This window comes from Streptomyces sp. NPDC096079 (genome assembly GCF_040303145.1).
Taxonomy (GTDB): domain Bacteria; phylum Actinomycetota; class Actinomycetes; order Streptomycetales; family Streptomycetaceae; genus Streptomyces.
In genome coordinates, this window is record NZ_JBEOST010000005.1 from 259,303 (window position 1) to 284,949 (window position 25,647).

18 protein-coding genes, 1 tRNA gene and 1 pseudogene are annotated in these 25,647 nt (G+C 71.8%); 8 read left to right on the plus strand and 12 right to left on the minus strand.

The genetic code is table 11. The annotated features are described in order from the left end of the window. Window positions 1-69: 69 nt before the first annotated feature. Together ABTY59_RS13560 and pyk are read left to right on the plus strand one after the other, a co-directional pair. The gene (locus ABTY59_RS13560; protein WP_352019079.1) at window positions 70-753 is read left to right on the plus strand and encodes an SIMPL domain-containing protein; all 684 of its coding nucleotides are present in this window, start codon (window positions 70-72) and stop codon (window positions 751-753) included. 146 nt (window positions 754-899) lie between these two features. Continuing rightward, entirely contained in the window at window positions 900-2,327 is a 1,428-nt protein-coding gene (pyk, locus tag ABTY59_RS13565) for a pyruvate kinase (protein WP_352019080.1), read from the plus strand. Between the two features lie 3 nt (window positions 2,328-2,330). On the opposite strand, the gene ABTY59_RS13570 is transcribed toward pyk, so the two are convergent. Both ABTY59_RS13570 and ABTY59_RS13575 read right to left on the minus strand, forming a co-directional pair. Beyond that, entirely contained in the window at window positions 2,331-3,116 is a 786-nt protein-coding gene (locus ABTY59_RS13570; RefSeq protein WP_352019081.1) for a helix-turn-helix domain-containing protein, read from the minus strand. 110 nt (window positions 3,117-3,226) lie between these two features. Then, window positions 3,227-3,301, minus strand: a tRNA-Leu gene (locus ABTY59_RS13575). A 98-nt stretch (window positions 3,302-3,399) separates the two neighbouring features. Here ABTY59_RS13575 and ABTY59_RS13580 point away from each other — a divergent pair. Continuing rightward, window positions 3,400-4,053 (plus strand): ANTAR domain-containing response regulator, encoded by a 654-nt coding sequence (locus ABTY59_RS13580; protein ID WP_352019082.1) that lies wholly within the window; start codon window positions 3,400-3,402, stop codon window positions 4,051-4,053. A 72-nt stretch (window positions 4,054-4,125) separates the two neighbouring features. Here the strand turns inward: ABTY59_RS13580 and ABTY59_RS13585 are convergent, their stop codons facing one another. From ABTY59_RS13585 to ABTY59_RS13615, 7 genes are all read right to left on the minus strand, one after another. After that, complete coding sequence (locus ABTY59_RS13585) at window positions 4,126-4,842, minus strand: ABC transporter ATP-binding protein (protein ID WP_352019083.1); 717 nt, start codon at window positions 4,840-4,842, stop codon at window positions 4,126-4,128. Beyond that, window positions 4,839-5,993 carry an ABC transporter ATP-binding protein gene (locus tag ABTY59_RS13590; protein ID WP_352019084.1) on the minus strand — a complete coding sequence of 385 codons (1,155 nt, stop codon included), beginning with the start codon at window positions 5,991-5,993 and terminating at the stop codon, window positions 4,839-4,841. Before ABTY59_RS13590 ends, ABTY59_RS13585 begins: the two co-directional genes overlap by 4 nt. Window positions 5,994-5,996: 3 nt before the next feature. Further along, complete coding sequence (locus ABTY59_RS13595; RefSeq protein WP_352019085.1) at window positions 5,997-7,829, minus strand: branched-chain amino acid ABC transporter permease; 1,833 nt, start codon at window positions 7,827-7,829, stop codon at window positions 5,997-5,999. Window positions 7,830-7,834: 5 nt separating this feature from the next. Then, window positions 7,835-8,764, minus strand: coding sequence for a branched-chain amino acid ABC transporter permease (locus ABTY59_RS13600; protein ID WP_329856596.1), 930 nt, complete (start codon window positions 8,762-8,764; stop codon window positions 7,835-7,837). A gap of 129 nt (window positions 8,765-8,893) precedes the next feature. Beyond that, entirely contained in the window at window positions 8,894-10,126 is a 1,233-nt protein-coding gene (locus ABTY59_RS13605) for a branched-chain amino acid ABC transporter substrate-binding protein (RefSeq protein ID WP_352019086.1), read from the minus strand. Window positions 10,127-10,662: 536 nt separating this feature from the next. Continuing rightward, the gene (locus ABTY59_RS13610; protein ID WP_352019087.1) at window positions 10,663-11,160 is read right to left on the minus strand and encodes a PaaI family thioesterase; all 498 of its coding nucleotides are present in this window, start codon (window positions 11,158-11,160) and stop codon (window positions 10,663-10,665) included. A gap of 63 nt (window positions 11,161-11,223) precedes the next feature. Next, entirely contained in the window at window positions 11,224-13,506 is a 2,283-nt protein-coding gene (locus ABTY59_RS13615; protein ID WP_352019088.1) for an FdhF/YdeP family oxidoreductase, read from the minus strand. Window positions 13,507-13,629: 123 nt separating this feature from the next. On the opposite strand from ABTY59_RS13615, the gene polA reads away from it, so the two are divergent. Next, a complete protein-coding gene (polA, locus tag ABTY59_RS13620; RefSeq protein ID WP_352019089.1) occupies window positions 13,630-16,341 on the plus strand; it encodes a DNA polymerase I in 2,712 nt (903 codons plus the stop codon). Between the two features lie 497 nt (window positions 16,342-16,838). Then, a pseudogene (locus tag ABTY59_RS13625) lies at window positions 16,839-17,168 on the plus strand (serine hydrolase); the annotation flags it as partial. Between the two features lie 391 nt (window positions 17,169-17,559). Here ABTY59_RS13625 and ABTY59_RS13630 read toward each other — a convergent pair. Next, on the minus strand, window positions 17,560-18,456 hold the full coding sequence (locus tag ABTY59_RS13630) for a DUF4184 family protein (RefSeq protein WP_352019090.1): 897 nt from the start codon (window positions 18,454-18,456) through the stop codon (window positions 17,560-17,562). Between the two features lie 230 nt (window positions 18,457-18,686). On the opposite strand from ABTY59_RS13630, the gene ABTY59_RS13635 reads away from it, so the two are divergent. The 3 genes from ABTY59_RS13635 to pgfA all read left to right on the plus strand — a co-directional run bounded on the left by ABTY59_RS13635 (window position 18,687) and on the right by pgfA (window position 21,906). Further along, window positions 18,687-20,495: a lytic transglycosylase domain-containing protein gene (locus tag ABTY59_RS13635; protein WP_352019091.1), complete on the plus strand. Its 1,809-nt coding sequence runs from the start codon at window positions 18,687-18,689 to the stop codon at window positions 20,493-20,495. A 264-nt stretch (window positions 20,496-20,759) separates the two neighbouring features. After that, window positions 20,760-20,900, plus strand: coding sequence for an SPW_0924 family protein (locus tag ABTY59_RS13640; protein ID WP_107072740.1), 141 nt, complete (start codon window positions 20,760-20,762; stop codon window positions 20,898-20,900). A 10-nt stretch (window positions 20,901-20,910) separates the two neighbouring features. Next, a complete protein-coding gene (gene pgfA, locus ABTY59_RS13645) occupies window positions 20,911-21,906 on the plus strand; it encodes a cell envelope lipid trafficking protein PgfA (RefSeq protein ID WP_352019092.1) in 996 nt (331 codons plus the stop codon). Here the strand turns inward: pgfA and hrpB are convergent. Continuing rightward, entirely contained in the window at window positions 21,890-24,436 is a 2,547-nt protein-coding gene (hrpB, locus tag ABTY59_RS13650; protein WP_352019093.1) for an ATP-dependent helicase HrpB, read from the minus strand. The genes pgfA and hrpB overlap by 17 nt on opposite strands. 137 nt (window positions 24,437-24,573) lie before the next feature. Continuing rightward, the gene (locus tag ABTY59_RS13655; RefSeq protein WP_352019094.1) at window positions 24,574-25,413 is read right to left on the minus strand and encodes a class I SAM-dependent methyltransferase; all 840 of its coding nucleotides are present in this window, start codon (window positions 25,411-25,413) and stop codon (window positions 24,574-24,576) included. Window positions 25,414-25,647: the final 234 nt, after the last annotated feature.

The window sequence follows — 25,647 nt, forward strand, 5'->3', positions numbered from 1 at the left end:
CGTAGATTCTGGCTCAGACCCGACCGTCGCAACAGACCTTTCGGGTTACGGAGTGGGAAAGTGTTCGACATGACACAGCCACACCCCACCCCCGACGCGCCGCAGGTGACGGTGCGTGGCGAGGGGAGCCTGGAGGTCGACCCGGAGTTCGCCCGGATCTGGGTGACCGTCTCCGCGCGCGGCACGGACCGCGCCGAGACGCTCGCCGACCTGACCCGTCGCAACACACGGGTGCTCGACCTGGTCAAGGCGCTCGGCGACGCGGTCGAGAAGGTCGAGACGGGAAGCCTGTCGCTCGCCCCCGAGCTCACCCGGAAGGGGCGCGGCGAGCGCGTGCACGCCTATACGGGCCGGGTGCGGGTCGCGGCGGAGCTCACCGACTTCACCGCGCTCGGCGAGCTGGTGACACGGCTCGCCGACCTGGAGATGACGAGCGTCGACGGACCCTGGTGGGAGCTGCGGCCTGCGTCCCCGGCGTACGCGGAGGCGCGCCGGCTCGCCGTCGCCGAGGCCGTGCAGCGGGCGCGCGCCTACGCGGAGGCCCTCGGCACCTCGCTCTCCTCACTCCTCGAACTGTCGGACGCGGGCCTCGACCTCCCCCCGATGACGCGGCGCGGCGGGTTCGGCGCGGCGCCGGTGGCCTTCGCGGCGGAGGCGGCGGGCGAGGCGCCCCCGCTGGACCTCGAACCGCAGCGGCAGACGGTGACGGCCGAGGTCGTGGCGCGGTTCACGATGCGGGCGCCCGCACTCTGAGACGAGCCCCCGAGGGGCGCGAAATTCGCTCATCGGAGCACGCCCGCGCACAGATTCAAGACTTGTCAACAACCTTTCACGGAAAGGTTGTTGAGTAGTCATGCCGAGCCAATTTCCTACTGGTCGGTAAGGCCTAGGCTCGCCTTATGCGCCGAGCGAAAATCGTTTGTACCCTTGGGCCCGCCACCGAAACATACGACCAGATCAAGGCGTTGATCGAGGCCGGAATGGACGTGGCCCGCTTCAACCTCAGCCACGGCAGCTATGCCGACCACGAGAAGCGCTACCAGCACGTGCGCGAAGCCGCCGACGAGACCGGCCGAAGCGTCGGAGTCCTCGCCGACCTTCAAGGCCCGAAGATCCGCCTCGGCCGCTTCCGCGAAGGGCCCGTACTCCTTGAACGCGGCGACGAGTTCACCATCACCGTCGAACCCATGGAAGGCGACCGCCACTGCTGCGGGACGACCTACTCCGGCCTCGCGGACGACGTGACCCCCGGCGAGCGCATCCTCGTCGACGACGGCCGCGTCACCCTCGAAGTCGCCTCCGTCGACGGCCCCCGCGTGCACACCCGGGTGATCGAGGGCGGCATGGTCTCCGACCACAAGGGCCTCAACCTGCCCGGCGTCGCGGTCTCCGTCCCCGCCCTCTCCGAGAAGGACATCGAGGACCTGCGCTGGGCGCTGCGCATCGGCGCCGACGTCGTCGCCCTCTCCTTCGTCCGCAGCGCCCGGGACATCGACGACGTGCACCGCATCATGGACGAGGAGGGCCGCCGGCTCCCCGTCATCGCCAAGATCGAGAAGCCCCAGGCCGTCGAGAACATCGACGAGATCGTCGCCGCCTTCGACGGCATCATGGTCGCCCGCGGCGACCTCGGCGTCGAGATGCCCCTGGAGCAGGTGCCGATCGTCCAGAAGCGCGCGGTGAAGCTGGCCAAGCGCAACGCCAAGCCGGTCATCGTCGCCACCCAGATGCTCGACTCGATGATCGACAACTCCCGCCCCACGCGCGCCGAGGCGAGCGACGTGGCGAACGCGGTCATCGACGGCACCGACGCCGTGATGCTCTCCGGCGAGACCAGCGTCGGACGCCACCCGATCGAGACCGTCCGCACCATGAGCCGCATCGTGGAGGCCGCCGAGGAGGACGTCCTCGCCAAGGGCCTCCCGCCCCTCACCGACCGGAACAAGCCCCGGACCCAGGGCGGCGCCGTGGCCCGCGCGGCCGCCGAGATGGGCGACTTCCTGGGCGCCAAGTTCCTCGTGGCCTTCACCCAGTCCGGCGACACCGTCAGGCGGCTCTCCCGCTACCGCTCGCCGATCCCGCTGCTCGCCTTCACCCCGGACCCGGCGACCCGTTCGCAGCTCAACCTCACCTGGGGCGTCGAGACCTTCCTCGGCCCGCACGTGGACTCCACGGACGCGATGGTGGCCCAGGTCGACGAGGAACTGCTGCGCATCGGCCGCTGCCGCCCGGGCGACATCGTGGTCATCACGGCGGGCTCCCCACCGGGCGTCGCGGGCTCGACGAACCTGGTCCGCGTGCACCACATCGGCGAGCCGCTGTCGTAGGGGTCAGTGCTTGGGGCCGACGTGCAGGTCCATGAGGGCGACGGATGCCTTGCGGGCGACGGAGATATCCTGTGCCCCGGTGGCCCGGCGCCTGCTCCGCCAGGTCACACCGACACGGTCCAGCGTGTCGGTGTACAGCCGCGTGATGTCGTCCGAGGTGTTGGTGAAGAAGTAGCGGGGGTACTCGTACCGCTTCCGCTCGCCGCCGATGAGCCGCGTCGTCCAGTTCGTGATCCGGCTCCCGTCGGAGTGGACGAGCCCTCGGATGAAGTCCCATGGGTGCCGCTCGACGATCTCCCGCTGCCAGGCTTCGAGCGCGATGAGCCGCTCGTGCTTTCTGCCGGGACCGTGCTGCGGGAAGAGGCAGGTCAGGTGCTTGGAGTACACCTTGACGTCGCGACACCCGATCTTCCGTGCCCAGGAGGCCGCGTTGTCCGGGAACACCGTACGTACGGCTGACATGGCCTCCTGCTGCACCCCGGGCCACGCGTCGTCGAGGGTGATCCTCAGGCTCGGCACCCGGTGCTGCGGGGGGTGACTGATGTGCCCGTCACCGAGGTACAGCCCGAGAAGATACGCGTACGCCGCTTCATCGAGCCCGCGTCCGTCGCACCGCGGGCAGAGGGGGCGGTAGACCCTGCCGGGGCATTCGCCGCGCCTCGCGAGGTCCGCGTGTTTCCAGGCGCTGATCGTGCCGGACGGGATGTTCAGGGTCCGGGCGACCGCCGCGTTCTTCGCACCGCTTCGCAGAAGGGTGAGTGCTCGTTGGCGCGTTCCGATGTCGTACATGCGGCCGACGCTGCCTGGTGCGGCTGCGAGTCCGCGGGCCATTCGGGGGAGTTCACGCGTGTGGGTGACGATCACTCGGCGGCTGCTCGGCCTTGGAATCGAAGGAAAAGTGCCCCAGGTGGGATTCGAACCCACACTGTCCGCTGTTTGAGAGCGGCCTCTCTGACCAGTTGGAGTACTGGGGCCTTAGAAACTGAGGGAGCTACCGCCCCTGTGGGGCACCACATTACAGGAGCTGGGTAGGCTCAGGGGAGCAGTGCTTGCCCCGCAACGAGGAGCCCCCGTGACCGCCCCCGAGTCGCCCCAGCCCGCCGACGACGCCGAGGCGTCGCACGTCCCGCCGCTGACGACCCGCGTCGTCATCGCCGAGGACGAGGCCCTCATCCGCCTCGACCTCAAAGAGATGCTGGAAGAAGAGGGCTACACGGTCGTCGGTGAGGCCGGGGACGGCGCCAAGGCCGTCGAGCTCGCCCGCGAGCACCGCCCCGACCTCGTCATCCTCGACGTGAAGATGCCCGTCCTCGACGGCATCTCCGCCGCCGAGAAGATCGCCGGCGAGTCCATCGCCCCGGTCCTCATGCTGACCGCCTTCTCGCAGCGCGAGCTCGTCGAGCGCGCCCGGGACGCCGGCGCCATGGCGTACCTGGTGAAGCCCTTCAGCAAGAGCGACGTGGTCCCGGCCATCGAGATGGCCGTCTCCCGCTTCGCCGAGCTCCGCGCCCTGGAGAAGGAGGTCGCCGACCTCTCCCAGCGCCTGGAGACCCGCAAGCTCGTCGACCGCGCCAAGTCGATCCTCCAGACCCAGTACGGCCTGACGGAGCCGGCGGCCTTCCGCTGGATCCAGAAGACCTCCATGGACCGCCGCATGTCGATGCAGCAGGTCGCCGAGGCCGTCATCGAGGACGCCGAGGAGAAGAAGGCGGCCAAGGGGCAGTAGCCGCCGCCCCCGCCCCGTACGCGAGAAGGCCCGCCCCACGGCTCTGTGGGGCGGGCCTTCCGTTCGAGGGGCTCAGTCCTCGCCGAGGTACGCCTTGCGGACGGACTCGTCGTGGAGCAGGTTCTGCCCCGTGCCCGAGAGCACGATCTTGCCGATCTCCATGACGTGACCCTGGTCCGCGAGGGCGAGCGCGGCCTGGGCGTTCTGCTCGACGAGCAGGATCGTGGTGCCCTGGGCCTTCAGCTCGGCGATCGTCGCCATGATCTTCTGCATCATGATCGGCGAGAGACCCATCGAGGGCTCGTCGAGCATGAGCAGCTTCGGCTGCGACATCAGCGCCCGGCCCATCGCGAGCATCTGCTGCTCACCGCCGGAGAGAGTGCCCGCGGCCTGCTTGCGACGCTCGCCCAGGATCGGGAAGAGGTCGTAGGCGCGCTGGACGTCCTTGGAGATGCCGGCGCTGTCCTTCCGGAGGAAGGCGCCGAGGAGGAGGTTCTCCTCGATCGTCATCCGGGGGAAGATGTGCCGGCCCTCGGGGGAGTGGGCCAGGCCCAGCGAGACGATCTTGTGCGCGGGGATCTTGCGGAGGGACTTGCCCTCGAACTTGATCTGGCCGCCGACCGGCTTGAGGAGTCCGGAGAGGGTCCTCAGGGTGGTGGTCTTCCCGGCGCCGTTCGTGCCGATGAGGGTGACGACCTCACCGGCGTCGACGGAGAAGGAGATGCCCTTGACGGCCTCGATCTTTCCGTAGGCGACGCGCAGGTCCTCGACTTCGAGCAGTGCGGTCATGCGTCGTTCTCCTTGCCCGAAGCAGGGTCGTGCTTGGTGTCCTCCGAGGGTGCCTCGGCGGTCTCCTCGGCGGTCTCCTCGGCGGTCTCCCCGGAGGGGGCGGCGTCCGAGTCGTCCGCGTCTGCCGGGGCCTCGTCGGTCTCGTCGTCCGAGTCGTCCGCGTCGGCCTCAGGGGTCTCGTCGGCCTCGGGGGTCTCCTCGGCCTCCTCGGCCTCCTCGGCCTCCTCGGCCTCCTCGGCCTCCTCGGCCTCCTCGGCCTCCTCGGCCTCCTCGGCCTCCTCGGCCTCCTCGGCCGCGTCGGCTTCCTCGGCCGCCGCAGCCGGCGCGGGGGCCGTCTCCGACTCGACCGGCTCGCCCAGGTACGCGGCGATGACGCGCTCGTCGCCCTGGACGGTCGCGCTGTCGCCCTCGATCAGCTTCTGGCCCTGGACCAGCACGGCGACCCGGTCGCAGAGGTTGAAGATGAAGCGCATGTCGTGCTCGATGACGAGCACGGCGACGCCCATGTCCCGGATCTTGAAGATGAGTTCCTCCGCCGCCCGCGTCTCCTGCGGGTTCATGCCGGCGGTGGGCTCGTCGAGCAGGATCAGGCCGGGGTCGCTCGCGAGGGCGCGGGCGATCTCCAGCTTGCGCTGCTCTCCGTACGGGAGGTTCTTGGCGAGGTGCTGCGCCTTGTCCTGGAGACCGATGAACTCCAGGAGCTCCATGGCCCGCTGCTCGGCCTCGGCCTCGGTCTTCTTGAAGCCGGGCAGGCGGAGCAGCGCGGCCCAGAGGCCCTGCTTCATCCGGGTGTGCCGTCCGACGAGGACGTTCTCCAGGACGGTCATGTTGTGGAAGAGCCGGATGTTCTGGAACGTCCGGGCGATGCCCGCGTCGGTGACCTTGAAGGACGTGGGCGGCAGGACCTTGCCCTTGTACCGGACCTCTCCCTCGGTGGGGATGTAGAGGCCGGTGAGGCAGTTGAAGAAGGTGGTCTTGCCGGCGCCGTTGGGGCCGATGAGACCGACGATCTCGCCGCTGTTCACGGTGAGGTTCACGTCGCGCACGGCGGTGAGGCCGCCGAAGCGCATGGTGACCCCGCGTGCGTCGAGCACGGGTGTGCCGGCGGCCGTCTCCGTGGCCGTCTCTGCCTGGTTGGTGGTGGTCGTCATGGTTCAGGCACCTGCCTTGGCGAGCGTGGCGGGCGTCTCGTCCTTCTCGTGGAACTCCAGCTGGTTGCGCCGGTTGGCGATGATGCCCTCCGGGCGGAAGCGCATGAGGAGGATGAGCGCGACGCCGAAGGCGAAGAGCTGGTACTCGCCCATGAACTGGAGCTTGTTCGGGATGAGGAAGAGCAGGGACGCGCCGACCAGGGGGCCGCTCATGGTGCCCATGCCGCCGAGGACGACGGCCGCGAGCAGGAAGGCGGAGTTGGGCGGGATGGGTCCGGCGAAGAGGTACTGCTCCGGGGTCACCGTGTAGGTGACGTGGGCCTGCACGGTGCCGGCGAGGCCGGCGAGCGAGGCGCCCAGCGCGAAGGCGATGAGCTTGACCCGGAAGCCGTTGATGCCCATGGCGAGCGCCGCGGTCTCGTCCTCGCGGATGGCGACCCAGGCGCGGCCGATGCGGGAGTTGCCGCTGCGGCGGAAGACCAGCACGACGACCGCCATGATCAGCAGCATCAGGAAGAAGTAGTTCGCGAAGCGGCCGATGGTGAAGCCGGCGATCGAGTGCTCGGCGCCGAAGTCGAACCCGAACATGCTCAGGTTCGGGATGGACGCGATGCCGTTGGAGCCGTTGGTGATGTCGGGGCCGGAGGTGCCGTCGGTGTTCATCACCGCGATGCGGAAGATCTCACCGAAGCCGAGCGTGACGATGGCGAGGTAGTCGCCGCGCAGGCGCAGGGTCGGGGCGCCGATGAGGACGCCGAAGACCAGGGAGGCTCCCGCGCCGACCAGGATGGCGGCCCAGAAGGGGAAGTGCACGCCGAAGGGGGAGGTCGGGGCGCCCGAGACGAGGGCCGCCGCGTAGGCGCCGACGCCGAGGAAGGCGACGTAGCCGAGGTCGAGGAGGCCGGCGAGGCCGACGACGATGTTCAGGCCCAGGGCGACCGTGGCGAAGATCAGGATGTAGACGCCGAGCGTCGCGTACTGGTCGTCGGTCTGGGTGAAGGGGAAGAGCGCCGCGGCGGTGAACGCGCCGGCGATGGACAGGTTCTGGTGCTTGCCGGTGAGCTGCGTGGCCTGCGCCATGAGGCCGGACTTGCTGACGGCGGCGAAGCCGAGGCCGGCGGTGATCAGGAAGCCGAGGAACAGCTCGTCGTACTCGGTGCCGACACCGTAGGTGAAGACGCCGAGCGCCACGGCGAGGACGCCCGCGATGATCAGGATTTCGAGGGAGGAGTGCATCGTGGGCAGTCGGCGCACCGGACCGGTGGTGGCGAAGGCCGCCTTGAAGTTGGTCCAGCCGTTGCCGGCGCGGTGCTTGAACTGGTCCCAGCCGGTGTCCTCGGGGTCCACGGGCAGCGTCTTGGGCCGCTCGAAGGGGAGGGCGAGGGCGCCGACGAGGGTGAGCAGGGCGGAGAGTGCGACGACGGCGCCGCCCGGCTCCAGGTTGACCGGGCCGCCGAGTTCGACGCTGATGGCGCCGACGGTGAACCAGGTGGTGCCGAAGGTGGCGAGTGCGGCGACCTTGAGGGCCGCGTCGCCGCCGGCCGGGGTCAGCCAGCGGGTGCCCTTGACGCCGTACGACGAGAGGGCGAAGAGGACGGTGAGCAGGCCCAGGACCAGGACCTGCATCTGGAGGCCGGCGGGCGAGCCGTAAAACGTGAGGTCGCCGGGGAACGTGGACGTCCAGGTCCAGCTGAGGAAGCAGCCGGCGACGGTGAGGGCGCCGCCGCTCAGGGTGAGGGCGCGGGCGATCCGGGCCGGCACGAAGCCGATGAGACCGGTTGCCGCGGTCGGCTCGGGCGCCGCGGGCGCCGTCGTGTTCTCGGAGATGGTGGTCATGGTGCTCACGCCCTGTCCGCGACGCGCTCGCCGAGGAGGCCTTGTGGCCGGGCGAGGAGTACGACGATGAGGAGTACGAAGGCCCAGACGTCGGCCCAGGACTGGCCGCCGAGCTGATCCATACCGGGGATGTGGCTGATGTACGCCGTCGCCATGGTCTCGGCGATGCCGAGGACCACTCCGCCGATCATGGCTCCGTAGATGTTGCCGATGCCGCCGAGGACGGCGGCCGTGAAGGCCTTGAGTCCGAGGAGGAAGCCCATCTTGTAGTCGACGACGCCGTACTTGAGGCCGTAGGCGACGGCGCCGACGGCGGCCATCGCGGCACCGAGGGCGAACGCGATCACGATGATGCGGTCGGTGTTGACGCCCATGAGCTTCGCGGTGTCCGGGTCCTGCGCCGTGGCCTGCATGCCGCGGCCGACGCGGGTCCGCATGACGAAGAAGGCGAGGACGGCCATGCAGATCGGGGCGGCGATCAGGAGGAAGACGTCGCCGGTCTGGATGGTGACGGGGCCGAGCTCGATCGGGCCGCCGGGGATCTGCGGGAAGGTCCGGGCGGACTTCGCCTCGGGGTACCACACCCACACCGCGTACTGCAGGGCGAGCGAGAGACCGATGGCCGTGATGAGCGGGGCGAGACGGGGGCCACCGCGCAGCGGGCGGTAGGCGAACCGTTCCGCCCCGATGGCTATGGTGGTCGCGACGAGCACGGCACCGATGAGCATGACGGGCAGCGCGACCCACATGCTGGTGCCGCCGGGCAGGATGAGCCAGACCGTGAGCGCCCCGAAGCCGCCGGTCATGAAGATCTCGCCGTGGGCGAAGTTGATGAGCTGGACGATGCCGTAGACCATCGTGTAGCCGACGGCGACGAGCCCGTACATGGATCCCAGTAGCAGGCCGTTGACCAGCTGCTGCGGCAGTTCGTTCACCGCATTGTCCTCCGAGACTTTCGACGGATGTGACACCGCGCGGGGCGCCTGGTGCGGCCCCCCGCGCGGTGAAAGTGGTGCTGAGTGGTGCTGGGTGGTGCTGAGTGTCAGGAAACGGGGTGCTGGGGATCAGCCGCCGAAGGTGCCGGACTTGACCGGCTTGAAGGCGCCGCCCGTGACCTTGTAGACGGTCAGCTGCTTGTTGGTGGTGTCACCGAACTCGTCGAAGGCGACCTTGCCGGTCACGCCCTCGAAGGAGACGCTCTGCATGGCCTCGACGACCTTGGCGCGCTCCGGGACCTTGCCACCGTTGCCCTCGACGGCCTTCTTGACGGCCTCGATGATGGCCCAGGTCGAGTCGTACGCGTAGCCGCCGTAGGCCTCGTAGGCCTCCTTGTAGCCCTCGGCCTTGTAGTTGGCCAGGAAGTCCTTGGCCGACGGGAGGGTCTCGATCGGCGAACCGACGGAGGTGGCGATGTCGCCCTCGGCCGCCGGGGCGCCCGCGAGCTTGACGTACTCGGGGCTGAAGATCGCGTCGCCGCCGACGACGGTGACCTTCGCGCCGGCCTCCTTGATCTGCTTGGCCAGCGGGCCGGCGGCCGGGTACTCGCCACCGTAGTAGACGACGTCGGCGCCGGAGCTCTTCACCTTGGTCGCGACCGCGGAGAAGTCCTTGGTGTCGGGGTTGATGTGCTCGGTGCCGAGGACCTTGCCGCCGAGCTTCTCGAACTCGCCCTTGAAGGTGCCCGCGAGGCCGGCGCCGTAGGTCTTCTTGTCGTCGATGATGAAGGCCTTGGTCTTCTTGGCCTCCTTGACGACGTACTGCGCGGCGAACGGGCCCTGGATGGCGTCCGTGGTCGCGGTGCGGAAGTACGCCGCGTAGCCGCGCTTCTTGTCACCGGTGGCCCAGTTGGCGCCCTGGCTCAGGGACGGGTTGGTGTTGGCCGGGGAGACCTGCACCAGCTTGGCGTCGTCGAAGACCTTCTGCATCGACTCGGACACCGAGGAGTTCAGCGGGCCGACGACGCCGAGGACGGCCTTGTCGGCGACGAACTTGGTGGCGTTCTGCTGGCCGGCGGAGGGCTGCGCCTGGTCGTCCAGGGTCTCCAGCTTGAACGTCACGCCCTTGACGTAGGCCTTCTTGTTGGCCGTCTTGACCGCGAGGTCGGCGGAGTTCTTGATGCCGAGGCCGAGGGCGGACAGCTCACCCGTGAGGGGCGCGTCGAGACCGATGGTGACGGTGACGTTGCCGTTGTCCCCGTTCTCGGCGCCGCCCTTGTCGTCACGCGAACCACAGGCGGTGAGCGTGAGCGCTCCCGCGGTGACCGCGGTGGTGAGTATGAGCAACGAACGGTTTCGCACGAAGGGTCCTTTCCCTGGCGCGGCCCCCTCGGAATGAGGCGGTGCCGTGAAGCTGCGGAGCGAGGGGTGCCGTTTTGGTACGCCGGGCCGTACTGGGTTGGTACAGGGCCGTGCAGTAGGACGCGCCCGGCGGCGCGGTGACTGGCGGTGACTCTAAGCGCAGGTGGGGAGGGTCGGGGAGCGGCGAGGTCAGGATGTGACTGTCTTGTTATGCCGACGGGGAAAGAGTGTGCGCGTCGGATGGGAAAACCGGGGCATAGGGGTCTGTATTGCAGTGTTCACATACTGAGAACGCGCAGTTCCGCTAAGGGGCTTGAGCGAATCTTGGTCCTGTCGCACCACCCGTTCGACTCTCCGGATATCGGACAACGGCAGAAACCTGAGCGGACGGAACGGCTCACCCGCCGCCCCCCTTTCCACATCGTGCGAAGATCACGGAGAGTGAGGAAAACCAGGGGGTGGCGGGGACGGCGGGTGAACGCGCGAAGGGGCGGCACCCGTGGGTGCCGCCCCTTCGTGGTTCGCCCGGTCGCGCGTCAGGCTCCCGCGCCCGCCTCCGGAAGGTTGCCCGCGTCCTTCGCGGTGACGTCGCGCAGCAGGCAGGTCAGCCGCGCCGAACAGACCCGCTTGCCCTGCTCGTCGCTGATCACGATCTCGTACGTGGCGGTGGTCCGCCCCCGGTGCACCGGGGTCGCGACGCCGGTCACCAGGCCGCTCCGCACCCCGCGGTGGTGGGTGCAGTTCAGGTCGACGCCGACGGCGATCTTCGAGACCCCGCCGTGCAGCATCGAACCGACGGAGCCCAGCGTCTCGGCGAGCACCGCGGAGGCGCCGCCGTGCAGCAGCCCGTACGGCTGGGTGTTGCCCTCCACCGGCATCGTGCCGACGACCCGGTCGGCCGAGGCCTCCAGGATCTGCACGCCCATCCGGTTCCCCAGGTGCCCGGCCGAGAAGAGCGCCGGGAGGTCGACGCCCAGCGCCGCGTACTCGTCGATGACCTCCTGCGGGAACTTCACGTGCTGCTGCTCACCCATGGGCCCGGCTCCGTTCGTCTTCGTACGGCTGTCTGTCGCGATCGCGACCGCCTGAGCAAACGCTTAGGCGGACTGTGATTGTTCCAGACGCACGATCACGGACTTGCTCGCGGGGGTGTTGCTGATGTCCGCCGTCGACTCCAGCGGGACCAGGACGTTCGTCTCCGGGTAGTACGCCGCCGCGCACCCCCGGGACGTCGGGTAGTGCACCACCCGGAAGCCGGGCGCCCGCCGCTCTGAGCCGTCCGTCCACTCGCTCACCAGATCCGTGTACGCCCCGTCCGCGAGGCCGAACGCCGCCGCGTCCTCCGGGTGCACGAGCACCACCCTGCGGCCGCCCCTGATCCCCCGGTAGCGGTCGTCCAGGCCGTAGATCGTGGTGTTGTACTGGTCGTGCGAGCGCAGCGTCTGCAGCAGCAGCCGCCCCTCGGGCACCCTCGGGTACTCCACGGGCGCGGCCGTGAAGTTGGCCTTGCCGGTCTTCGTCGGGAAGCGGCGCTCGTCCCGCGGGGCGTGCGGCAGCGCGAAGCCGCCCGGGCTCGCCGCCAGACGGGCGTTGAAGTCCTGGAAACCGGGCACCACGCGCGCGATGCGGTCCCGGATCCGGGCGTAGTCGGCCTCGAACTCCTCCCAGGGCGTGGCCGATCCGTCGCCGAGGACGGCCCGCGCCATCCGCGCCACGATCGCCGGCTCCGACAGCAGGTGCGGGCTCGCCGGCGGCAGATTGCCCCGGGAGGCGTGCACCAGGCTCATCGAGTCCTCGACCGTCACGAACTGCCGGCCGCTCTTCTGCGTGTCCTTGTCGGTGCGGCCGAGCGTCGGCAGGATCAGCGCCCGCCGGCCCGTCACCGCGTGCGAGCGGTTCAGCTTCGTCGACACGTGCACGGTCAGGCGCGCGTTCCGCATGGCCGCCTCCGTCACCTCCGTGTCCGGCGTCGCCCCCACGAAGTTGCCGCCCATCGCGAAGAACACCTTCGCCTCGCCGTCGCGCAGCGCCTGGATCGAGCGCACCACGTCGAAGCCGTGGTGGCGCGGCGAGACGATCCCGAACTCCTTGTCCAGGGCGTCGAGGAACGCCGGCGCGGGGCGCTCGAAGATGCCCATCGTGCGGTCGCCCTGCACGTTCGAATGGCCGCGCACCGGGCACACGCCCGCGCCCGGCCGGCCGATGTTCCCCCGGAGGAGAAGGAGGTTGACCACCTCGCGGATGGTGGGCACCGAGTGCTTGTGCTGCGTCAGGCCCATCGCCCAGCAGACGATCGTCCGCTCGGAGGCCAGCACCATCTCCAGGGCGCGCTCTATCTCCGCGCGCTCGAGACCGGTCGCGGCGAGCGTCTCGTCCCAGTCGGCCGCCTTCGCCGCCGCCGCGAACTCCTCGTAACCGTGGGTGTGTTCGCGTACGAACTCCTCGTCGACCGCCCCGGCCGTCTCCAGGACCAGCTTGTTCAGGAGGCGGAAGAGCGCCTGGTCGCCGCCGATCCGGATCTGCAGGAAGAGGTCCGTGAGCGCCGCGCCCTTCAGCATGCCCTGCGGGGTCTGCGGGTTCTTGAAGCGCTCCAGGCCCGCCTCCGGCAGCGGGTTCACCGAGATGATCCGCGCGCCCGAGGCCTTCGCCTTCTCCAGGGCCGACAGCATGCGCGGATGGTTCGTCCCCGGGTTCTGCCCGGCCACGATGATCAGGTCCGCCCGGTGCAGGTCCTCCAGGGACACACTGCCCTTGCCGATCCCGATCGTCTCCGTCAGCGCCGAGCCCGAGGACTCGTGACACATGTTGGAGCAGTCCGGCAGGTTGTTCGTGCCGAACTCGCGGGCGAAGAGCTGGAGCAGGAACGCCGCCTCGTTGCTCGTCCGCCCCGAGGTGTAGAAGAGCGCCTCGTCGGGGGAGGCCAGGGCCCGCAGCTCCTCCGCGATGATCGCGAACGCCCGCTCCCAGGTCACCGGCTCGTACCGCTCGCCGCCCTCCGGGAGCAGCATCGGCTCCGTGATGCGGCCCTGCTGGCCCAGCCAGTACCCGCTGCGGTCCGCCAGGTCGGCCACCGGGTGCGCGGCGAAGAACTCCGGGGTGACCCGGCGCAGCGTCGCCTCCTCGGCCACCGCCTTCGCGCCGTTCTCGCAGAACTCCGCCACGTGCCGCTTGTCGCCCTCGGGCCAGGCGCAGCCCGGACAGTCGAAGCCGTCCTTCTGATTGACCTTGAGCAGGGTCCGCGCCGTGCGCCGCAGACCCATCTGCTCCTGCGCGATCCGCAGGGTGTGCCCGATGGCGGGCAGGCCGGCGGCGGCGTGCTGCGGCGGCGTGACCTGCGGTGCGTCCTGGACCGGGTCTCCGGCAGGCGGCTTGCTGACCATCGCGCTCTCCCTTGAGCGATATGACTGCGGCGTACGTCCGACGATCCTGTCACGCGGCACGGACAGCCCGGCACCCCGACCGGTGTGGACGGGATTGTCAGTGGGCCGTGGCAGGATCGTCCCGTGGCCGAGACAGCATCGAAGAACCCCGCAGACACCCGCCCCCGCCTGCTCCTCATGGACGGGCACTCGCTCGCGTACCGGGCGTTCTTCGCGCTGCCCGCGGAGAACTTCACCACCGCGACCGGACAGCCGACGAACGCGATCTACGGGTTCGCCTCGATGCTGGCGAACACGCTGCGCGACGAGGCCCCCACGCACTTCGCGGTCGCGTTCGACGTGTCCCGCAAGACCTGGCGGTCCGAGGAGTTCCCGGAGTACAAGGCGAACCGCTCGAAGACCCCCGACGAGTTCAAGGGGCAGGTCGAGCTGATCGGCGAGCTCCTCGACGCGATGCGGGTGCCGCGCTTCGCCGTCGACGGCTTCGAGGCCGACGACATCATCGCGACCCTCGCCACCCAGGCCGAGGCCGCGGGCTTCGACGTCCTGATCTTCACCGGCGACCGGGACTCCTTCCAGCTGGTCTCCGACCGGACCACCGTGATCTACCCCATCAAGGGCGTCTCCGAGGTGACCCACTACACCCCGGAGAAGGTCCAGGAGAAGTACGGACTGAGCCCCTCGCAGTACCCCGACTTCGCCGCCCTGCGCGGCGACCCGTCCGACAACCTGCCGAGCATCCCCGGCGTCGGCGAGAAGACCGCCGCCAAGTGGATCAACCAGTTCGGCTCCTTCGCGGAGCTCGTCGAGCGCGCGGACGAGGTCAAGGGCAAGGCCGGGCAGAACCTCCGCGACCACCTGGAGTCGGTCAAGCTCAACCGCCGTCTCACCGAGATGGTCCGGGACGTCGAACTGCCGAAGACCGTGACGGAGCTCGCCCGCGAGCCTTACGACCGCACGGCCGTCGCCCTCGTCCTCGACACCCTGGAGATCCGCAACCCCTCGCTGCGCGAGCGGCTCCTCGCCGTCGACCCCGGCGCCGAGGAAGAGGCCCCGCCCGCCCCCGCCGCGGGCGTCGAGCTCGACTTCACCGTCCTCGGCGCCGGCGAGCTCGCCCCCTGGCTCGCCGAGCACGGCACCGAGCCCCTCGGCATCGCCACCGTCGACAGCTGGGCCCTCGGCACCGGGAGCGTCGGCGAGGTCGCCCTCGCCGCCGCCGGCGGAGCCGCCGCCTGGTTCGACCCCAGCGCCCTCGACGAGGCCGACGAGCAGGCCTGGGCCGCCTGGATCTCCGACCCCGAGCGGCCGAAGACCATGCACAACGCCAAGGGCGCCATGCGGGTCTTCCCCGAGCACGGGTGGAGCGTCGCGGGCGTCACCATGGACACCGCCCTCGCCGCCTACCTCGTCAAGCCCGGCCGGCGCTCCTTCGCCCTCGACGCGCTCTCCGTCGAGTACCTCCACCGGGAGCTCGCCCCGGCCGCCGCCGCCGACGGCCAGCTCGCCTTCGGCGCCGACGACACCGCGGAGGCCGAAGCCCTCATGAGCCAGGCCCGGGCCGTCCTCGACCTCGGCGGGGCCTTCGAGGAGCGGCTCGGCGAGGTCGGCGCCCGCGAGCTCCTCCACCAGGTCGAGCTCCCCACCTCCGCGCTCCTCGCCCGGCTGGAGCGCCACGGCATCGCCGCCGACCGCGACCACCTGGAGGCCATGGAGCTGCAGTTCGCCGGCGCCGTGCAGCAGGCCGTGAAGGAGGCCCACGCCTCCGTCGGCCACGAGTTCAACCTCGGCTCGCCCAAGCAGCTCCAGGAGGTCTTCTTCGGCGAGCTGAACCTGCCGAAGACCAAGAAGACCAAGACCGGGTACACGACGGACGCCGACGCGCTCGCCTGGCTGGCCGGCCAGACCGAGCACGACCTGCCGGTGATCATGCTCCGTCACCGCGAGCAGGCCCGCCTGCGCTCCACCGTCGAGGGCCTGATCAAGACCGTCGCCGCCGACGGCCGCATCCACACCACCTTCAGCCAGACCGTGGCCGCGACCGGCCGCCTCTCCTCGACCGACCCCAACCTGCAGAACGTGCCGGTGCGGACGGACGAGGGCCGCGCCATCCGGCACGGCTTCGTCGTCGGCGAGGGCTTCGAGGCCCTCATGACCGCCGACTACAGCCAGATCGAGCTGCGCGTCATGGCCCACCTCTCCGAGGACGAGGGCCTCATCGAGGCGTTCACCTCCGGCGAGGACCTCCACACCACCGTCGCCTCCCAGGTCTTCGGCGTCGAGCGGTCCGCCGTCGACGCGGAGATGCGCCGCAAGATCAAGGCCATGTCGTACGGCCTGGCCTACGGCCTCTCGGCGTTCGGCCTCTCGCAGCAGCTGAGCATCGACCCGGGCGAGGCCCGCGGCCTGATGGACACCTACTTCGAGCGCTTCGGCGGAGTGCGGGACTACCTGCGGCGCGTCGTCGACGAGGCCCGCGCCACCGGGTACACCGAGACGATGCTGGGCCGCCGCCGCTACCTGCCGGACCTCAACAGCGACAACCGGCAGCGTCGCGAGGCCGCCGAGCGGATGGCGCTCAACGCCCCCATCCAGGGCACGGCCGCCGACATCGTCAAGGTCGCCATGCTGAACGTCGACCGGGCACTGACCGCGGCGGGCCTCGCCTCCCGGATGCTCCTCCAGGTCCACGACGAAATCGTGCTCGAACTCGCCCCGGGCGAGCGCGAGCAGGTCGAGGCCCTGCTCCGCGAGCAGATGTCGGCCGCCGCCGACCTCCGCGCCCCCCTGGACGTCTCGGTGGGCGTGGGCCCGAACTGGGACTCGGCGGCACACTGACGCCACCCCGTGCTGGGCGGCGCCCACGCCCGTGGTGGGTGGCGCCCGCACGGGCGTGGGCGTGCGCCAGGTGGACCAGTCGAAGGGGCGGCCCCGCCGCGCCGCTCCCGACACTGGGGGACATGATCACGCGCCGCCCCCCGCTCCTCCCCAGCTGCGCCCTCCTCGCCGCCCTCCTCAGCGCGTCGGTCCCCGCCTGGCCCCATCCCGCCCACGCGCACACGACGCGCCCCGCGCCCGTACTCTGCACCTCGTCCCGTGAGCCCGCCCTCGCCGCTCGGCTGTCCCGGGACATCGCCGCCGCGCTCAAGGGCCGGAAGAGCACGGTCTCCCTCGCGATCCACGACCCGGGGCGCGGCCTGCGCTGCGGACTGACCGACACCCTCGCGTACGACTCCGCCAGCATCGCCAAGGTCCTGATCATGCAGGCCGTCCTCGGGCGCGCGGAGGAGCTGGGACGCACGCCCACCCGGCAGGAGTCGCGGCGGCTCAAGGCGATGATCACCCGCTCCGACAACACCGCCGCCACCCAGCTGTGGGACGGACTGTCCCGCGCCCGGCTGAACAGGGTGCTGCGGGAGGCCGGCGCCCGGGACACCGTCCTCGGCCACGACCGCTACTGGGGGCTCACCCGCACGACCGCACGCGACCAGCTCGCCCTCCTCGCCGCGGTCTCCCGGCGCACCGAGGCCCTGTCCCTGATGGGGCAGGTCGTCAGGGAACAGGCCTGGGGCGTCTCCGCCGGCGCGCCCCGCGCGGTCAAGGTCCACCTCAAGAACGGCTGGCTGCCCCGCGCGACCCACGCCTGGCGCGTCCACAGCGTCGGCGTCGTGCGCGCGGCGAAGGACGCGACGGACTCGGCCGAGGAGAGGGACACCGACACGGGGGCGGGCACGGAGCAGGGCAACGACACGGGCACGGGCACGGGCGCGGGCAGCGACCGGGGCACGGGCACCGGCACCGGCACCGGCACCGGCACCGGCGCGGGCGCGGGCAGCGACAGGGGCACGGGCACGGGCACCGACACCGGCGCGGGCGCGGGCAGCGACACGGACACCGGTGGGGCGCGCCCCGCTCTCGACTACCGGATCGTCCTCCTCAGCCACGACAACCCCACCATGCGGTACGGCGTCCGCACCCTGGAGAGCGTCGCCCTCGCCGTGCACCGCAGGCTCTCGGGCGGCACCGCGGCCCGCGACTTCACCCCGCCGGAGAGGATCAGCGAGATCCCTGACGGGAGCGCTCCGGCGGACCGGCCGGGTCCGCGAGCCCCTGACGGACCGGAGTGGCCGGGGGCGTCGTCCGGGCCCGCGGTGATCCGAGGAGCCGCGCCCCCGTCCCGTACAGCACGAGCCCGACGGCGAGCCCCGAGCCGGCGCCGAAGCAGGCCGTCGGGATGACGTCCAGGGGCGTCTCGATCCGGTCCCAGCCCCAGTACGCGGCCCAGCGCAGCACCCGGTGGGCGACCCCGGCCAGGACGCAGCCGCCGATCAGCCCCGCGGCGAGGAGCCGCCCACGCCGGTCCGGCGCCCGGAACCGGGACGGCGGCTCCGCCTCCGGGGCCCCGCGCAGCGCCCGCGCCGTACACCAGCCCAGCAGTCCCAGGGCCAGCGCCGAACCGCCGTACTGCGCGTAGAGGTAGACGGGGAAGCCGGCCACGACCTCGCCGAGGAACGGGATCGCGCGGGTGCCCCAGCGGTCGAGGTGCGTGAAGGAGTCCCACACCACGTGGGTCGTGGCGCCGAGGATCGCCGAGAGGCAGAACCAGCCGACGAAAGCGCCCGGGTGCCGCTCGCGCCACGGACGGCCCCGGACGAGCCCGTACACCCTGCCCCGCCACCGGGCGGGCAGCAGCGCGACGAGCGGCTCGCGCACGGTCAGCCACAGGGCCAGCAGCCCGACGGTGATCAGCACGTCCGCCGTGACGATCCCGAGGGGGGAGTGGGTGATGTCACCGAGTTCCATCGCGCCGGGGACCGCGGTCGCGGCGAAGTAGGTCATGTCGGGCGAGAACGAACCGGCGACGAGCGCGGACGCGACCAGCGGTCCCCGCGCGGTTCCGTTCGCGCGCAGCGCGGGCAGCACGGCGGCGGCGTGGCTCAGCGTGAACGGCAACGGGAGTCCCCCCAGGGTCCGGTGATCGCAGGGCGCGGTCGGCCGGAGTGCAAGAGGGCGGGGACCCTCTGATCGGTTCCCGGACTCAGCTGGTCGGCAGGCGGCCAAGAGGTGACGAAACCGTGAAACACGGTCAGGAGCCGGTACTCGCCGGTCCGGAGTTGGCATAGGGTCGCCAGAGGTTTCACGCGGGGAGCGTGCGGCCGCGTCGATCGGGAGGGGACGACGGAATGGCAGCGCACATCGGCCACCGGCTGCGCAAGGGAGCCACCAGTGGTGTCGTGATGGCCGCGGCGGTCGCCGCGCTCGCCGCCTCGCAGGCACCGGAGGCGATGCCGCCGGCCGCGGACAACACGGGTGGGGACCACGCGATCGGCGCGGGCGACACGGCACCGCCGTCCCGGGGCGACTCCGCGACGGGCGACGACCCGTACTACACGGACCTGCCGCCGCTGAACCCGCCCAACGTGCCCGGGGTGAGCCCCCATCTGCCGGTCATCGCCGGACCGGCCGAGGCCGGCATACCCGCGTCCGTCTACTCCGCCTACAAGCGCGCCGAACTGTCGATACGCTCGACCGACCCCGGCTGCAACCTTCCGTGGCAGCTGCTCGCGGGCATCGGCAAGGTCGAGTCCGGCCAGGCGCGCGGCGGCAGGGTCGACGCCAACGGCACGGCATCGCCGGCGATCCTCGGGCCCGCCCTCAACGGCAACGGCTTCGCCAACATCACCGACACCGACGGCGGCGCCTACGACGGCGACAAGGTCCACGACCGGGCCGTCGGCCCGATGCAGTTCATCCCGTCCACCTGGGCCACCTGGGGCCAGGACGCCAACAGCGACGGGAAGAAGGACCCGAACAACATCTACGACGCGGCGCAGGCCGCCGGCCTCTACCTCTGCGCCAACGACCGCGACCTCGCGCTGAAGGCCGACCTCGACGCCGCGATCCTCAGCTACAACCACTCGCAGGAGTACCTGAACACGGTCCTGTCCTGGGTCTCCTTCTACCAGCGCGGCACCCACCAGGTCCCGGACGGCACGGGCGTGCTGCCGGTCGACCGCAGCGACGACGGCAACCTGGGCGGCAACCGTCCCACCACGCCGCTCCCGACGGTCCCCACGACGCCGACCCCGACGCCGGGGACCCCGAAGCCGAAGCCCTCGGAGAACCGCCCCGGGACGGTCAAGCCCCCGACCGTCCCCACCAAGCCCCCGGTCACCCCGCCGGTGACGCCGCCCAGCCTCCCGGCATCCGCCAAGGTCACTCGGCTCACGGTCGTGGCCAACCAGAAGCTCACCGCGACCACCGGCAGCGCCTTCACGGGAGCCCCCCGCGTCGGAGCGTTCGACGCCTCGGGCAAGCCGGTCGCCGGCGTGAGCATCCGCTTCGAGATCGTCGGGACCACCGACACCCGCTTCGTCGGCGGCGGCACCAGCGCCACCATCAGCACCGGGACGACCGGCCTCGCCACCTCGCCCGCCCTCCGGGCCGGCGAGAAGACGGGCTCCTTCACCGTGCGGGCCACCGTCGTGGGCCGCGCCACCCTGGCCGCGGCCGACTTCGCCGCGACCGTCACGGAGCGCCAGGCCGACACCCTCACCCGCGTCGCCGGCGACCCGCTGTCGGCGACGACCGGCACCTCCTTCGCGCAGCAGGTCGAGGTGAAGGCCACCGACAAGGGCGCCCTCGCCCCCGGCGTCCTCGTCACCGCGGTCATCGTCACCTCCAAGACGGACGCCCAGGCGGCCACCGAGGGCCCCTCCTTCAAGAGCGCCGACGGCACCACGGTCCGTACCGTCACCCTCAAGACCGGGACGAACGGGCTGCTCACCTTCGAGCCGGGCGACCTCCTCGCCGGCACCACGGCGGGCACGTTCTACCTCAAGCTCACCGCGCCCGGCGGCGGCACCACCTTCGTCGACCTCACGGTCACCGCGCCCGCGACGCCGGACCCGGGGACGACCCCCGAGCCGACGCCCTCCGGCAGCGGCACACCCGAGGCAAGCCCCTCGCCCAGCTCCTCCCCCTCGACCTGACCGCCCCGGGACCCACCGGGCCCCGGGCCTGACCGCCCGGGATCCACGGGGTCTTGGGCCTGACCGCCCCGGGACCTGCCGGGCCCTGGGCCTGACCGCCCGGGACCCGCCGGGCCTCCGTCTCCGCGCCGCCCCTCCGTCCGCACCGGACGCGGGGGCGGCGCTTCGCTGTTACCCGGGTGCGACGTGTTCTCATCTCACGGCCGCGTTGCTACGGTGCCCCCGCCCTGACGACCTATCAGATCGCATCCCGGGAGGCCGACCATGCGCGCCCTCGTCGCCGCCGCCATCGGACTCGCCCCAGTCCTCCTCTTCGTCCTGCTCCTCTCCGTGGTCGATCTGCCGCCCGACGGGCCCACCTCGCCCAAGCCCCTGCTGACCGCCGATCCCGGCCCCAAGAAGTAGGGGGCCGACCGTGCGCCGCCGAGCCAGCCTCGTCCTCCTCGCCCTCGCCGTCTTCTGCGCCGCGATGGCCCCCACCCTGCGCTGGTACGCCTTCCCCCGCCTGGCGAAGATCCCGGCGAACCAGTACCAGGACACCGTTCTGGAGGCGCGGCCCGCGACCCTCCTCAACTACTCCACGCTCAAGGCCGAGCAGGTCGACAAGATCACGATCATCCAGACCCTCAAGGGCAACGTGGAGGAGTCGCGGCGCATCGAGCGCGACGCCGGGCGCGACGTCGTCGTCTGGGACGCCCTCGCCTACGTGACCGGGCCCGACGGCAAGATGGTCTCCCAGGTCCCGGAGCGGTACATCTTCGACGCCCACACCCAGGACCCCGTCCACGCCACCGGTGAGTCGGTCGACGGCGACCCGGTCCGGCGCGAGGGCATCGAGTTCAAGTTCCCCTTCCTCACCGAGAAGCGCGACTACCAGTACTTCGACGCCCAGACCCGCACCTCGGCCCCCATCCACTACAAGGGCACCCAAACCTTCCGCGGCATGGAGGTCTACTACTTCGAGCAGACCATCCCCTGGACCAAGGTCCCCATGCCCAAGACCATGCCGGTCAAGGGCATCACCCCCAAGATCCTCGCCGACTCGGGCCTCACCCGCTGGTACACGACCAAGCGCATGTTCTGGATCGAGCCCGTCACCGGAGCCCCCGTCAACGGCGAGGAGATCCACAAGGAGGAGCTCCGCAACGCCAAGGCGCTGATGGGGCAGGACACCCTCACCGTCTTCGCGGGCCACGTGAAGATGCGCGAGGACTACCTGGAGAGCATCGGCGAGATGGTCTCCGCCAACCGCCTCATGGTCCTCATGCTCGTCTCCTACATCCCGTGGACCCTCACCTTCCTCGCTCTCCTCCTCCTCGCCCTCGCCCTCTGGCTGGAGGCCCGCTCGCGCCGCCCCGAGCCGGAACCGCCCGCCGCCCCCGCCCCGACCCCGGTCAGCGCTCCCCTCTGAGCCGGGCGCTGGTGTGCCGGGTCGGCACCGCCGTGGCCGGATCCTCCGGCCACGGGTGCTTCGGATAGCGCCCCCGAAGCTCCGCCCGCACCGCGCGGTAGCCGTCCCGCCAGAACGACGCCAGGTCCGCCGTGACCGCCGCGGGCCGCCCGGCGGGGGAGAGGAGATGGACGAGCACCGGCACCCCCGCCACCCGGGGCGTCTCGGCCAGACCGAACATCTCCTGGAGCTTCACCGCCAGCACCGGCCGCTCGCCCCCGTACTCGACCCGTATCCGCGAACCGCTCGGCACCTCGATCCGCTCCGGCGCCAGCTCGTCCAGCCGGGCGCCCTCGCCCGACGCCCAGGGCAGCAACCGCCGCAGCGCCTCCCCGGCGTCGATCCGCCCCAGATCCGCCCGCCGCGACGCCCGCGACAGCTCCGGCTCCAGCCACTCCCCGGCCCGCTCGACGAGCGCCCCCTCCGACACGTCCGGCCACGGCTCCCCGAGCTCCCGGTGGAGAAACGCGAGCCGCTCCCGCAGCTCCGACGCCTCCCGGCGCCACCGCAGCAGCCCGGTCCCCTCACGCCGCAGACCGTCGAGCACCGCCTCCCGCACCAGCGCCGGCTCGGCCCCCGCGCCCAGGGGCCGGACCGTCAGCTCGACCGCGCCCAGTCGGTCCACGGACCGGGCGACCACGTCCCCGTCCTCCCAGTGGACCTCCTCGCCCGTGCTCCGCAGATGCCCGGCCGCCCGGCACGCCACGGACTCGTCCACCACGGCCGCGAGCCGCACCCGCGCCGTGGCGTCCCGCGCGGTCCGGTCCGCCACCGCCACGGCGAGCCACGGGCTCGACCGCAGCCCGGACCCCTCGGCGAGACGCGCCCCGCTCCCCGACACCATCAGATAGCCGCCCTGCTCCCGGGCCCTGGCCACCCGCTCCGGGAACGCCAGCGCCGTCACGAGCCCGGCCGCCAGGTCGTCCCCCGCCTGCCCCGCGGCCGCCCCGCCCCCGCCCAGCGCCTCGCCCGCGGACCGCTCCAGGCGGCGCGCCTCCGCCCGCCAGCGCGCACCGTACCCGTCGGAGCCCTGACGCGCCGCACGCCAGGCCGCCACCAGATCGTCCCCGTAGTCGCGCGGCGGCTCCTCGCCGATCAGCGCCACGACCTCCGCCGCCCGCCGGACCCCGACCTCGGGCGCACCGTCCAGGAGCGCGCGCCCCAATCGGGGGTGCAGTCCGAGCCGGGACATCCGCACGCCCCGCTCCGTGGCCCGGCCGTCCCCGTCCACGGCGCCGATCGACCCGAGCACCGCGCGGGCGGCCGCCATCGCCCCGGCCGGCGGCGCGTCGAGCAGCGCGAGCCCCGTCGCCGTCGGGTCCCCCCAGCAGGCGGCCCGCAGGGCGAAGTCCGCCAGGTCGGCGACCTTGATCTCCGGCGAGGGGAAGCGCGGCCTGCCGCCGTCGCTCGCCTCCGCCCAGCACCGGTACACGAAGCCGAAGGCCTCACGGCCCGCGCGACCGAGCCGCTGGGTCGCCGTCGCCTCGGACACCGTCACCGTCGCCAGCGAGCCCAGTCCCCGGGCGTGGTCCATGCGCGGCTCCCTCGCGAGACCCGAGTCCACGACGATCCGCACCCCCGGCACCGTCAGACTGGACTCCGCCACCGAGGTCGCGAGCACCACCCTGCGCCGTCCGCCCGGCTCCGCGCCGCGCAGCACCGCGTCCTGCACCGCCGCAGGCGCGCGGCCGTGCAGCTGCAGCACCTCGGCGTCGACGCCGGCCAGCAGGCCGGCCGTCCGCGCGATCTCCCCCGTGCCCGGCAGGAAGCAGAGCACGTCCCCTTCGTGGCGCTCCATCGCGAGCCGTACCGTCGCCGCCACGTGACGCAGCAGCGCCGGATCCACCCAGGTGCCGTGCGCGGGCCGGACGCCCGGGGGCGGCTCCGCGAAGAAGACCCGGCAGCTGTGGCCCTCGCCCTTGCTCCGCACCACCGGCGCGGGCCCGCTCCCGTCCAGGACCGTGAGCAGGTCCGCCCAGGCCGCGGCGTCACTGGTCGCCGACGCGGCGATCAGCTTCAGCTCCGGCCGCAGCGCCGCCCGCACGTCCACCAGGAAGGCCATCGCCGTGTCGGCGTCGAGGTGCCGCTCGTGGCACTCGTCGAGCAGCACCACGTCCACGCCCGCCAGCTCCGGATCGCGCTGGAGCCGCTGGAGGAGGACGCCCGTGGTCACCACCTCGACCCGGGTCGCGGGACCCGCCCGGCGCTCGCCGCGCACCGAGAAGCCGACCGCGCCGCCGACCTCCTCGCCGAGCAGCCACGCCATCCGCCGGGCCGCCGCCCGCACCGCCATCCTCCGCGGCTCGGCCACGAGCACCCGGCGCTCCGGCCCGTCCCCTATGAGCCCGGCCAGCGCCAGCGGCACCAGCGTCGTCTTGCCGGTGCCGGGAGGAGCGGAGAGCACCGCCGCACCGCGCTCCGCGAGCGCGCTGAGCAGCTCGGGGACGGCATGGCGGACGGGGAGACGGTCGAGTGCGTCGTTTCGGATCACGCACTCAGTCTCGTACGTGCGAAGAAAAGGGAGGGCCCTGTTATCCACAGGGCCCTCCATAAGTAGGACTATCGGTCCCGTCCGATCGGAGCTACCGGTCTCGTCCGAGCGGAGCTATCCGTCCCGTCCGGGCGGAGCTATCCGTCCCGCTCGCAGACGAAGATCGCCGTGCCCGGGATCAGGTTGCCCCGCAGCGGGGACCAGCCGCCCCACTCCTGGCTGTTCCAGGCGGGCCACTCCGGCTCCACCAGATCCACCAGCCGGAAGCCGCCGGCCACCACGTCGCGCACCCGGTCCCCGATGGTCCGGTGGTGCTCCACGTACACCGCCCGCCCCTGCTCGTCCTGCTCGACGTACGGCGTGCGGTCGAAGTACGAGGCGGCGACCGAGAGGCCCTCGGGGCCCGGCTCGTCCGGGAACGCCCAGCGGACCGGGTGCGTCACCGAGAAGACCCAGCGGCCGCCCGGCCGCAGCACCCGGCGCACCTCGCGGAAGACCCGCACCGGGTCCGCGACGAACGGCACCGCCCCGTACGCCGAGCACGCCAGGTCGAAGGAGCCGTCCCGAAAGGGCAGCACCCCCGCGTCCGCCTCCACCAGCGGCACCTCCCCGCCGATCCGCAGCGCGTGCTGGAGCTGCCGGTGCGAGAGGTCGAGGGCCACGGGCCGCGCCCCCTGCGCCGCCAGCCAGCGCGAGCACTGCGCCGCGCCCGCGCCGATCTCCAGGACGTCGAGGCCCTTCAGCGAGGCGGCGGGCCCGAGGAGCCCGGCCTCGGCCTCGTCGAGTCCCTCCGGGCCCCACACGAACCGGTCGTCGCCGAGGAAGGAACCGTGGTCGCTCTGGTACTCGTCGGCGTTCCGGTCCCACCAGCCGCGGCTCGCCCGGCTGCTCTCCGCTTCCCCGGCGTCACGCCGGGTCGCCTCGGCCTCGTCGGCGTCCCCGTCGACCGCGTCTTCGTGTCCGTACTCTTGGTTCATCTCGCCCGCCGATGTAGTTTGCGCTCAGTGCCGCCGTGCGGCGCACCCCCGCCCTGAGGGCGCAAGGGCCATGACTGGTGCCGGAATTGAGGGGATCTGCCCCGGGTGCGCGCTTCGCGCATTGACCCTGTCCGGCCGCCCCCGTATGCTAAAGGTTGCGCTGCGGGCCTGCGCGCCTCAGACGGAGCAGGCCGCGCTCGCACCTGTTGTATGTCCCCTCGGTTTTCGAGGTTC

Bases quoted from the DNA above. Each gene is read 5' to 3' on its own strand.
- ABTY59_RS13560 (WP_352019079.1), top strand. From the start codon at position 70: ATGACACAGCCACACCCCACCCCCGACGCGCCGCAGGTGACGGTGCGT.
- pyk (WP_352019080.1), top strand. From the start codon at position 900: ATGCGCCGAGCGAAAATCGTTTGTACCCTTGGGCCCGCCACCGAAACA.
- ABTY59_RS13570 (WP_352019081.1), bottom strand. From the start codon at position 3,116: ATGTACGACATCGGAACGCGCCAACGAGCACTCACCCTTCTGCGAAGC.
- ABTY59_RS13585 (WP_352019083.1), bottom strand. From the start codon at position 4,842: ATGACCGCACTGCTCGAAGTCGAGGACCTGCGCGTCGCCTACGGAAAG.
- ABTY59_RS13590 (WP_352019084.1), bottom strand. From the start codon at position 5,993: ATGACGACCACCACCAACCAGGCAGAGACGGCCACGGAGACGGCCGCC.
- ABTY59_RS13595 (WP_352019085.1), bottom strand. From the start codon at position 7,829: ATGACCACCATCTCCGAGAACACGACGGCGCCCGCGGCGCCCGAGCCG.
- ABTY59_RS13610 (WP_352019087.1), bottom strand. From the start codon at position 11,160: ATGGGTGAGCAGCAGCACGTGAAGTTCCCGCAGGAGGTCATCGACGAG.
- ABTY59_RS13615 (WP_352019088.1), bottom strand. From the start codon at position 13,506: ATGGTCAGCAAGCCGCCTGCCGGAGACCCGGTCCAGGACGCACCGCAG.
- ABTY59_RS13635 (WP_352019091.1), top strand. From the start codon at position 18,687: ATGGCAGCGCACATCGGCCACCGGCTGCGCAAGGGAGCCACCAGTGGT.
- ABTY59_RS13640 (WP_107072740.1), top strand. From the start codon at position 20,760: ATGCGCGCCCTCGTCGCCGCCGCCATCGGACTCGCCCCAGTCCTCCTC.
- ABTY59_RS13655 (WP_352019094.1), bottom strand. From the start codon at position 25,413: ATGAACCAAGAGTACGGACACGAAGACGCGGTCGACGGGGACGCCGAC.